This window comes from Streptomyces tricolor, from assembly GCF_002155905.1.
Lineage (GTDB): Bacteria > Actinomycetota > Actinomycetes > Streptomycetales > Streptomycetaceae > Streptomyces > Streptomyces tricolor.
Map to the genome: position 1 here is coordinate 1 of NZ_MUMF01000659.1, position 9,637 is coordinate 9,637.

A 9,637-nucleotide genomic window follows, 5' to 3' on the forward strand; every position below is an offset into this window, starting at 1 on the left:
CGTCCTCGTCGATCTCGCCGGAGGCGAAGCGGCGGCCGAGGACGGCGAGTGGTGCGGCGCCCGTCGGGGGCCCCGGGTCCACCGGCCGCCGGGGGCCGTGCCAGGCGGTGCGGCGCAGGACGGTGACGGCGCCGGTCACGACGGCCGCCCAGATCAGCGGGAGGAACAGGATCCACGGGCCGGGCCCGCCGGCCCCGTGCGCCAGGGTGTGCATCTCGGGTCGTCTCCCTCGTCGTCGGTTCGCGTCTTTCCGAGGCTCCCTCCGGACGAGGGTCCGGGTCGTCGTGCGGACGGCGGCAGTGCGTGTACCTCCCGGGGAGTACGGCGGTGGGGTGCGACCGGTCCCGGTGGAGGGTGACGGACCCTCCGGGACGCCACGCCCTTGTAACTACTAGTATGTACACTGAGCGCATGAGCACCTCGGAACGACTGATCGAGTCCACCCGTGAGCTGCTGTGGGAGCGCGGGTACGTGGGCACCAGCCCCAAGGCGATCCTGGAGCGGGCGGGGGCCGGCCAGGGCAGCATGTACCACCACTTCAAGGGCAAGCCCGATCTCGCCCTGGCGGCGATCCGGCGCACCGCCGAGGAACTGCGGGCCACCGCCGAGGCCGTGCTCGGCGGGCCGGGCACGCCGTACGAGCGCATCGAGGCGTATCTGCTGCGCGAGCGTGACGTGCTGCGCGGCTGCCCGGTGGGCCGGCTGACCATGGACCCGGACGTGATCGCCAGCGAGGAGCTGCGCGCGCCGGTCGACGAGACGATCGCCGCCCTCCGCGAGCGGATCGCCGGGATCGTCGAAGAGGGCAAGCGGCAGGGGCAGTTCGCACCCGGTCTGGACGGCGCGGAGGTCGCCGCAGCCGTCCTCGCGACCGTGCAGGGCGGCTACGTCCTCGCCCGCGCGTCCGGATCGCCCGCCGCCTTCGACGCCGGGGTGCGCGGTCTGCTCTCCCTGCTCGCCCCGCCGGCTCCCGGACAGGAGAACTGAGTCACGTGCACATCACCCGACGCCGCCCCGACACCCAGCAGGGCCCGGCGGAGAACTTCACCGGCACGGTCTGGCTGGACGAGATAGCCGCTCCCGCGGCCCCGTCCCGGCTGCGGATGTTCAACGTCCACTTCGCCCCCGGCGCGCACACGGCCTGGCACCGGCACCCGCACGGGCAGGTGCTGCACGTCCTGGAGGGCGAGGGGCTGGTGCAGCGCAGGGGCGGTGAGGTGCGGGAGATCCGGGCGGGCGACACGGTGTGGATCGAGCCCGGCGAGTGGCACTGGCACGGTGCCGGGCCGCGCACGTTCATGACGCACCTGGCGGTCGTGGAGGCCGCCGAGGACGGCACGACCACCGAGTGGCACACGCACGTGGCCGACTACCCCGCCTGAGAAGGGAAGCCCGAGATGCACGCGATGCAGTACGAGTTCACCCTGCCCGCCGACTACGACATGGGGATCGTCCGCTCCCGGGTCGCCCGGGTGGGACATCTGCTGGACGACTGGGACGGCCTCGGCATCAAGACGTACGTGATGCGCGAGCGCGGTGTGAACGGCTCGCCGGTGAACCAGTACGGGCCGTTCTACCTCTGGAACACCGTGGAGGGCATGAACCGCTTCCTGTGGGGCGGCGCCTTCCAGGGGCCCGTCGACGACTTCGGGCGGCCGGCGGTCCGGCAGTGGACCGGCCTGGCGTTCGAGGAGGGCACCGCGACCGCAGCCACGCCGGCGGTCGCCGTCCGTCGCCGCCGACCCGTGCCGGAGGGCGTGGAGCTGTCCTCGTTCATGGCGGACGCGGTGGCCGAGACCGCGAGGCTGGCGGCCGAGGACGGTGCGGTACTCGCGGCGGCGGCCGTGGACACGCGTGCCTGGGAGCTGGTGCACTTCTCCCTCTGGGAGCAGGACGCGCCGAAGGCCGACGGGGACGTCTTCGAGGTGCTGCACCTGTCCGCACCCGGCCGGGACCGGCTCCCGCGCGGGCGCCGGTGGTGACCCGCGTCCGCACGGTCCTCGGTGACGTCCGGCCGGCGGAGCTGGGCGTGTGCGACGCGCACGACCATCTCTTCCTGCGCAGCCCGCGGTTGCCGGGGCAGGAGCTGGACGACGTCCCGGCCGCGCGGGCCGAGCTGGCGGCCTTCCGCGCGGCGGGCGGCGCGGCCGTCGTGCAGTGGACGCCGTACGGCATGGGGCGCCGGGCGGAGGAGCTGCCGGCGCTGTCCCGGGCGACCGGCGTACGGATCGTCTGCGCCACCGGACTGCACCAGGCGGTGCACTACGAGCCGGGGTTGACGGCCCGGCTGCGGGGCGGGAAGCTCGCCGGACTGTTCGTCTCCGAACTCACCGAGGGCATCGGGACGACCGGGGTGCGGGCCGGGCTGATCAAGGTGGCCGGTGGTTTCCACGGGCTCGACGCGCACGCCCGCTGGACCATGGCGGCGGCGGCCGAGGCGCACCACGCCACCGGCGCGCCCATCGCCGTACACCTGGAGCTGGGCACCGGCGCGCTGGACGTGGTGGACCTGCTGTGCGGGGAGTTGGGGGTGCCCGGTGAGCGGGTGATCCTGGGGCATCTGAATCGCTCCCCCGACCCGGTGGTGCACCGGCAGGCCGCCGCGTCGGGCTGCTGGCTCGCCTTCGACGGGCCCTCACGCGCCCATCACGCGACCGACTGGCGGATGCCGGAGGCGGTGCGGGCCCTGGCGGAGGCGGGGTTCGGGGACCGGCTGCTGCTCGGCGGGGACACGGTGACCGCCGGGGCCCGGTCGGTCGACGGCGGGCCCGGGATGCCCCACCTGCTGCGCCGGGTGCGGCAGCGGCTGGCACAGGAGGTCGGCGCCGAGCTGGTGGAGCGGGTCCTCACGGAGCATCCGGGGCGGGCGTTCGGAACCCGCTGGACATGAGCGGGCGTTGGCCCGATCCTGTGGATCTCTGTCCCGCCGGGCGGTTCCGCCGTCGGCCGGGGTCCGGAGGATGAGAGCCGACGACCACCGACCGCTGCCCCGGAGGGACGAGAGACCATGGCCCTGGAGATGCGCGCCCGTTGCGAGCGCTGCGAGACCGCCGCGCTGCCGCCGGGCGGCCCTGCCCGCATCTGCTCGTACGAGTGCACGTTCTGCGAGGCGTGCGCGGCGGCCATGGGCCAGGTCTGCCCCAACTGCGGGGGCGAACTGGTGCCGAGGCCGCGCCGCGCGGTCCCGGCCGCAGCCAACACGGGCCGTGTGGGGGTCATCGGGGTGGGCGAGATCGGCCGGGCCCTGGTGGACGGCCTGTGCGCCGGCGCCGGGGAGCCGCCGGAGATCCTCCTGTCGCCGCGCGGGTCCCGTACGTCCGCCGAGCTGGCCGGCCGGTATCCGAACGTGCGGGTGTGCGCCGACAACCAGGACGTGGTGGACGGCTCCGACGTGGTGGTCCTCGCCGTCCGCCCGCAGGACCGCACCGAGGCCCTCGCCGGGCTCCGGGTCGGCGGCGACCGCGTCGTGGTCAGTCTGATGGCCGGGGTCGGGATCGACGAGTTGCGCCGGACGCTCGGCACCGGCGTCCCGCTGGTGCGGGCCATCCCGCTGCCCGCCGTGCGCGAACGCCGGTCCGTCACCGTGACGTACCCCGCCCACCCGGTCGTGGACGCCCTCTTCGACGGCCTCGGCGGGGCGCTGCCCGTCGCGGACGAAGCCGGCTTCGGCGTCTTCTCCGCCCTGACAGGCACGCTGACCAGCCACTACGGGTACCTGGCCACGCTCACCGCCTGGGCCGCGCGGCAGGGCGTGCCCGCCGAGGCCGCGGAGCGCTACGTCCGCGGGCTGTTCCAGGGCGTCGCACGCTCCCTGGGCGACGACAGCCGCTCGCTGCACCAGCTCGCCGGAGACCACGAGACACCGAACGGCATCAACGAGCGCATCCGCACCACATGGTTCGACTCCGCCAACGCCGAGTCCCTGACCGAGGCCCTCGACGCCCTCCTCGCCGACCTCAGGCGGTCCGGCTGACCGGCGCCCCGGTGCCAGGGCCTGACGTGCGGATCAGGTCGGATGTGGGGCACGTCGCCTCTTGGCCGACCCGGGCGGGGCGTGGTGCGTGCAGCTGCAAGGCGGAGCGGGAGTCGACGCGGGCGAGGGACGACAACGCGGCAGACGTGCGTGGCATGCCCCGCGACGCCGGCATGGTCCGAACGACAGGGCCTAGGTCCCGGACAGCGCCCCCAGCGGGTCGTCCAGGACCGGCTGCCAGGCCAGTTCGGCCGCGCCGACCAGGCTGTTGTGGTCCAGGGTGCACGGCAGGATGGGGACGCCGCCGCTCTGGCCCCACAGGCTGCGGTCGGCGACCACCGCGCGCAGCCGGCCGGGGTCGGCGTCCAGCAGGGTGCGGTGCAGGCCGCCGAGGATGATGCGGTCCGGGTTGAGGATGTTGACCAGCCCGGCCAGGCCGAGGCCGAGGCGGTCGATGAGGGCTTCGGCGGCCCTGCGCACGGCCGGATCGCCGTACTGCGTGCGCAGCAGGTCGTTGGCCTGCTGGAGCAGCGACACCTCGGGGCCGGGTTCGCGGCCCGCCTCCACCAGCAGGGCCAGCGGATCCGCCTCGACGTCCAGGCAGCCGCGGCTGCCGCAGTGGCAGGGGCGGCCCTCCGGGTTGACCGTGAGGTGGCCCACCTCCAGCGCGAGACCCGAGCTGCCGGTGTGCAGACGGCCGTCCAGGACGAGCGCGCCGCCGACGCCCCGGTGCCCGGTGGCCACGCACAGCAGGTCCCGCGCGCCCCGGCCGGCGCCGTGCCGGTGTTCGGCGAGCGCGGCGAGGTTGACGTCGTTGCCGGCGAACGCGGGTCCGCCGATGCCGGCGGCGCGCACGCACTCCGCGAAAATCTCCCGGACGGGCGCGCCGACCGGCCAGGCCAGGTGCAGGGGGTTGAGGGCCAGGCCGGCGGGTTCGGCGACCGCGGAGGGGACGGCGAGTCCGGCGCCGACACAGCGCCGGCCGGTGGTGCGCAGCAGTTCCGCGCCCGCCTCGACCACCGAGCCGAGCACCTTCGCCGGGTCGGCGTCGACGGTCTCGCAGCCGGGCGCGGTCGCCACGATCCGCCCGCCGAGGCCGACCAGCGCGGCCCGGAAGCCGTCGGCGTGGATCTGCGCCGCGAGGGCGACGGGACCGTCCTCGGCGACCGCCAGCCGGTGCGAGGGCCGCCCCTGGGAGCCGGCCGCCGAGCCGGGACGGGCGTCCACCCGGATCAGGCCCAGCGCCTCCAGCTCGGCGGCCACCGCGCCGGCCGTCGCCCGGGTGACGCCGAGTTCGGCGGTGAGCACGGCCCGGGTCGGCGCCCGCCCGGTGTGCACCAGCTCCAGCGCGGGCCCGAGCGCTCCGCGCCCCCGGTCCAGCCGCGCCCTCGAGGTGGTCCTCTCCCCCGCTGTCCGGGGATCCGCCTTGCCGTTCATGAGGGCGAGTCTCCCATGATCCGTGCCCGGGACGGCCCGCGCCGCCGGCTACCGGCCGCTCACCCGCAGGGTGATGTTCAGCCGTCCGGCCAGGCCCAGCCAGGGCGGTGCCGTGCCCGGGCGGACGCGGGGCACGCCGTGGTAGGCGAGCCGGGCGGGGCCGCCGAAGACGAACAGGTCGCCGCTGCGCAGCTCGACGTCGGTGTACGGCTTGGCGCGGGTCTCGCTGTTCCCGAAGCGGAACACGCAGGTGTCGCCGAGACTCAGCGAGACCACCGGGGCGTCCGCCCGCTCGTCGGCGTCGCGGTGCATGCCCATGCGGGCGTCGCCGTCGTAGAAGTTGATCAGCGCGATGTCGTACGGGGTGTCCGGTACGGCGTCCGGGCCGAGCGCGTCGGTCACCGCGCGGCGGCCCAGCTCGCCGAGCCAGTCCGGGAAGGGCTTCACCGGGCTGCCGTCGCCGTCGACGACGGTGCGGGCGTAGCCGTACGGGTACCAGTGCCAGCCCAGGCAGACCTGGCGGGCGGTCATGGTGCCACCGCCCGGGGTGCGGACCGTGCGCAGCCCGGCGGGCGGGCGGGCCCAGTCCCGGCAGGCGGCGAGCAGGGCGCGCTGCCGCTCGGCGTCCAGCCAGTCCACGACGTGCACGGCGCCCGGCGCGACCTCCGCGCGCTCCCGCGGGAACAGCTCGTCCTCCATGCCCCCATCCTGCCCCACGGCCTCTGATCTGCGGTTCCGCTAGCCTGGACGCACGATGAGCGACCGTATGACGACACCGTGGGGCGAGGTCGAGCTGACCCGCTTCCCCGAGGATCCCCGCGACCGGCTGCGTGCCTGGGACGCCTCCGACGCGTACCTGCTGCGCCACCTCGCCGAGGAGAAGGTGCCGCTCACGGGCACGGTCGTGGTGCTCGGGGACCGTTGGGGCGCGCTGGTCACCGCGCTCGCGGAGCATCGGCCGGCGCAGATCACCGACTCCTTCCTCGGCCAGGAGGCGACCCGGGCGAACCTGGCGCGGGCCGGGGTGGAGCCGGGTGCGGTCCGGCTGCTCACCACGCAGGATCCGCCGCCGGAGCGGGTGGACGTGCTGCTGGTGCGGGTGCCGAAGAGCCTGGCGCTGCTGGAGGACCAGCTGCTGCGGCTGGCGCCCGCCGTGCACGCGGACACGGTCGTGGTCGGCACCGGGATGGTGAAGGAGATCCACACCTCGACGCTCCAGCTGTTCGAGCGGATCCTCGGTCCGACCCGGACCTCGCTGGCCCGGCAGAAGGCCCGGCTGATCTTCTGCACCCCGGACCCGGCGCTGGAGCGGCCCGCGAACCCGTGGCCGTACAGCTACGCCCTGCCGGACGACGTCGGCGCGGTGTCGGGGCGCACGGTCGTGAACCACGCGGGCGTGTTCTGCGCCGACCGGCTGGACATCGGCACCCGCTTCTTCCTGCGGCACCTGCCGGGTCCGGGCGCCGGGCGCGTGGTGGACCTCGGCTGCGGCAACGGCGTGGTCGGTACGGCGGTGGCGCTGGCCGATCCGACGGCCGAGGTGCTGTTCGTGGACGAGTCGTTCCAGGCGGTGGCCTCGGCGGAGGCGACGTACAAGGCGAACGGGGTGCCGGGGCACGCCGAGTTCCGGGTCGGGGACGGGCTGGCGGGGGTGGCGCCCGGCAGTGTGGACCTGGTGCTGAACAACCCGCCGTTCCACTCCCACCAGGCGACCACGGACGCGACGGCGTGGCGGATGTTCACGGGGGCGCTGCGCTCGCTGCGGCCGGGGGGTGAGCTGTGGGTGATCGGGAATCGGCACCTGGGGTACCACGTGAAGCTGAGGCGCCTGTTCGGGAACAGCCGGCTGGTGGCGTCGGACCCGAAGTTCGTGGTGCTGCGGGCGGTCAAGCGGGGCTAGGCGGCCGGTCCCCCGGCGCGGCGGACGGCTCCTCGGGCGCCGGCCGGCCCCCGCTCCCGGACAGCACCCCGATGATGCGCCGTACCTCGGCCGCCATCGCCTCGCGTCCCACGCTGAGGTAGGTGCGCGAGTCGACGGCCTCGGGGCGGGCGGCGAGGAAGTCCCTGATCGCGCCGGTCATGGCCGCGTTGAGCGCGGTGCCGACGTTGACCTTGGCGATGCCGTCGCCGACGGCCGCGACCAGCCCCTCGTCCGGCACTCCGGAGGAGCCGTGCAGGACGAGCGGTACGGTCAGCGCGCCGGACAGCCGCTTCAGCAGGCCGAGGTCGAGGACGGCGGTGCGGGTGGTCATGGCGTGCACGCTGCCGATGGCGACGGCCAGGGCGTCGACGCCGGTGCCGGTCACGAAGTCCCGTGCCCGGTCGGGGTCGGTGCGGGCGCCGGGCGCGTGCGCGTCCAGCGGGGGCCGGCCGTCCTTGCCTCCGATCTGCCCCAACTCCGCCTCGATCCAGAGCCCTTGGCCGTGCGCCCAGTCGGCCGCGGCGCGGGTCGCGGCGAGGTTGTCGGCGTACGGCAGGCGGGCCGCGTCGTACATCACCGAGCTGAACCCGGCGCCGGCGGCCTGGCGCAGCAGGTCGTCGCTCTGCACATGGTCGAGGTGCAGCGCGACGGGTACGGTGGCGCGTTCGGCGGCGGCCACGGCGGCGCGGGCCAGCGGCAGCAGCCGTCCGTAGCGGAACTTGACGGCGTTCTCGCTGACCTGGAGGACCACGGGGGATCCGGCGGACTCGGCGCCGGCGACGACGGCCTCGATGTGTTCCAGGGTGATGACGTTGAACGCGGCGACGGCGGAACGGGCGGCGGCGGCCCGGGTGACCAGCTCGCCGGTGGACGCGAGGGGCACGTGAGGTGTCCTTCCGGGACGGGGCCGGCGGTTCAGGGGGCGAGGATCACCGAGCGGGTGAGGTGCCGCGGCTGGTCGGGGTCGAGCCCCCGGGCGGCGGCGACGGCGACCGCGAGGCGCTGTATCCGGACGAGTTCGGCGAGCGGGTCGAGTGCTCCCTCGATCCACAGCGCGCCGGTGGCGCGGACCTGTTCGGCGAGTCCGTCGGGTGCCGTGCCGAGCATCCAGGTGGCCGTGCCCGCGGTGGTGACGCTGATCGGGCCGTGCCGGTACTCCATCGCCGGGTAGGCCTCGGTCCAGGAGCGGGAGGCCTCGCGCATCTTCAGTCCGGCCTCCTGGGCGAGACCGACGCTCCAGCCGCGCCCGAGGAAGGTGAACTGCGTGCAGTCCACGAGTCCTTCGGGCAAGGGAGCGGCGAGGGCGGTGCGCGCGTCGGCGACGACGGCGTCGCTGTGCAGGCCGAGGTGGGCGCGCAGGAGGGTGAGCGCGGTGGTCGCGAACCGGGTCTGGACGACGGATCGTTCGTCGGCGAAGTCCAGGACGACGAGGTCGTCGGCGGCCGTCCGGACGGGGGTGTCCGGGTCGGCGGTGACGGCGGTGGTGCGTGTCCGCCCGGTGAGCCCGCCCAGCAGGTCCAGCACCTCGGTGGTGGTGCCGGACCGGGTGAGGGCGAGGACCCGGTCGTACGACCGCCCGTGCGGGAACTCGGAGGCGGCGAACGCGTCGGTCTCGCCCTGCCCGGCGCCCTCCCGCAGGGCGGCCACCGCCTGGGCCATGAAGTACGAGGTGCCGCACCCCACGACGGCGACCCGCTCCCCCGGTTCCGGCAGTGCGCTCCGGTGCCGGTCCGCCTGCTCGGCCGCCCGTATCCAGCACTCGGGCTGGCTGTTCAGCTCGTTCTCGACATGGGTCACGGCCCACACCCTCCCCTAGCTGATCGTTCCTGCAAGATATAGCGAGCTTTCGAGCACAATCAAGCATTCGAGCGCGGGGTCCGGGTGCGCTAGGGTCGCCGGAAGATCGAAGGACGATCGGCGTACGACCGCACGGACGGCCGGAGGCGACGATCGGGGAAGGGAGGCCGCGGATGTCCCGGGACGCCCGCTGGAAGGCGCTGCTGGAACTGCTCGTCGAGCGCGGCCGGCTGGAGGTCGAGGAGGCGGCGGCCGAGCTGGCGGTGTCGGCGGCCACGATCCGCCGCGACTTCGACCAGCTCGCCGAGCAGCAGATGCTGGTCCGCACCCGGGGCGGGGCGGTGGTGCACGGGGTGTCGTACGAACTCCCGCTGCGCTACAAGACGGCCCGGCGCGCCTCGGAGAAGCAGCGCATCGCCAAGGCCGTGGCCGAACTGGTCGCCCCCGGCGAGGCGGTGGGCCTGACCGGTGGCACGACCACCACGGAGGTGGCCCGCGCGCTGGCGGTG

The 9,637-nt window shown here is 74.9% G+C and carries 12 protein-coding genes; 7 read left to right on the top strand and 5 right to left on the bottom strand.

Features of this window, described 5'->3' with window-relative positions:
- A partial coding sequence (locus CCN44_RS36690; protein ID WP_086702999.1) for an SHOCT domain-containing protein occupies positions 1–214 on the bottom strand: 214 nt, incomplete at its 3' end.
- 197 nt (positions 215–411) lie between these two features.
- On the opposite strand from CCN44_RS36690, the gene CCN44_RS36695 reads away from it, so the two are divergent.
- The 5 genes from CCN44_RS36695 to CCN44_RS36715 all read left to right on the top strand — a co-directional run bounded on the left by CCN44_RS36695 (position 412) and on the right by CCN44_RS36715 (position 3,973).
- Complete coding sequence (locus CCN44_RS36695; RefSeq protein ID WP_237481852.1) at positions 412–987, top strand: TetR/AcrR family transcriptional regulator; 576 nt, start codon at positions 412–414, stop codon at positions 985–987.
- A gap of 5 nt (positions 988–992) precedes the next feature.
- Positions 993–1,382 (top strand): (R)-mandelonitrile lyase, encoded by a 390-nt coding sequence (locus tag CCN44_RS36700; protein ID WP_059247807.1) that lies wholly within the window; start codon positions 993–995, stop codon positions 1,380–1,382.
- Between the two features lie 15 nt (positions 1,383–1,397).
- Positions 1,398–1,982, top strand: coding sequence for a DUF4865 family protein (locus CCN44_RS36705; protein ID WP_059247808.1), 585 nt, complete (start codon positions 1,398–1,400; stop codon positions 1,980–1,982).
- Positions 1,979–2,890, top strand: coding sequence for a phosphotriesterase family protein (locus tag CCN44_RS36710; RefSeq protein WP_086703010.1), 912 nt, complete (start codon positions 1,979–1,981; stop codon positions 2,888–2,890). Before CCN44_RS36705 ends, CCN44_RS36710 begins: the two co-directional genes overlap by 4 nt.
- A gap of 117 nt (positions 2,891–3,007) precedes the next feature.
- Positions 3,008–3,973 (top strand): DUF1272 domain-containing protein, encoded by a 966-nt coding sequence (locus CCN44_RS36715; protein WP_086703005.1) that lies wholly within the window; start codon positions 3,008–3,010, stop codon positions 3,971–3,973.
- Between the two features lie 192 nt (positions 3,974–4,165).
- Here CCN44_RS36715 and CCN44_RS36720 read toward each other — a convergent pair whose 3' ends face one another.
- Positions 4,166–5,410, bottom strand: a complete 1,245-nt coding sequence (locus CCN44_RS36720) for an ROK family protein (RefSeq protein ID WP_059247809.1) — start codon at positions 5,408–5,410, stop codon at positions 4,166–4,168.
- Between the two features lie 48 nt (positions 5,411–5,458).
- Positions 5,459–6,109 carry an alpha-ketoglutarate-dependent dioxygenase AlkB family protein gene (locus CCN44_RS36725; RefSeq protein ID WP_086703008.1) on the bottom strand — a complete coding sequence of 217 codons (651 nt, stop codon included), beginning with the start codon at positions 6,107–6,109 and terminating at the stop codon, positions 5,459–5,461.
- A gap of 67 nt (positions 6,110–6,176) precedes the next feature.
- Here CCN44_RS36725 and CCN44_RS36730 point away from each other — a divergent pair, with 67 nt between their 5' ends.
- Positions 6,177–7,310 (top strand): methyltransferase, encoded by a 1,134-nt coding sequence (locus CCN44_RS36730; protein ID WP_059247811.1) that lies wholly within the window; start codon positions 6,177–6,179, stop codon positions 7,308–7,310.
- Here CCN44_RS36730 and CCN44_RS36735 read toward each other — a convergent pair.
- Both CCN44_RS36735 and CCN44_RS36740 read right to left on the bottom strand, forming a co-directional pair.
- Complete coding sequence (locus CCN44_RS36735; RefSeq protein WP_059247812.1) at positions 7,297–8,214, bottom strand: class II fructose-bisphosphate aldolase; 918 nt, start codon at positions 8,212–8,214, stop codon at positions 7,297–7,299. The genes CCN44_RS36730 and CCN44_RS36735 overlap by 14 nt on opposite strands.
- 32 nt (positions 8,215–8,246) lie before the next feature.
- The gene (locus CCN44_RS36740) at positions 8,247–9,128 is read right to left on the bottom strand and encodes an SIS domain-containing protein (RefSeq protein WP_086703012.1); all 882 of its coding nucleotides are present in this window, start codon (positions 9,126–9,128) and stop codon (positions 8,247–8,249) included.
- Between the two features lie 173 nt (positions 9,129–9,301).
- On the opposite strand from CCN44_RS36740, the gene CCN44_RS36745 reads away from it, so the two are divergent.
- The coding region (locus tag CCN44_RS36745; RefSeq protein WP_143650250.1) for a DeoR family transcriptional regulator at positions 9,302–9,637 on the top strand (336 nt) is incomplete at its 3' end.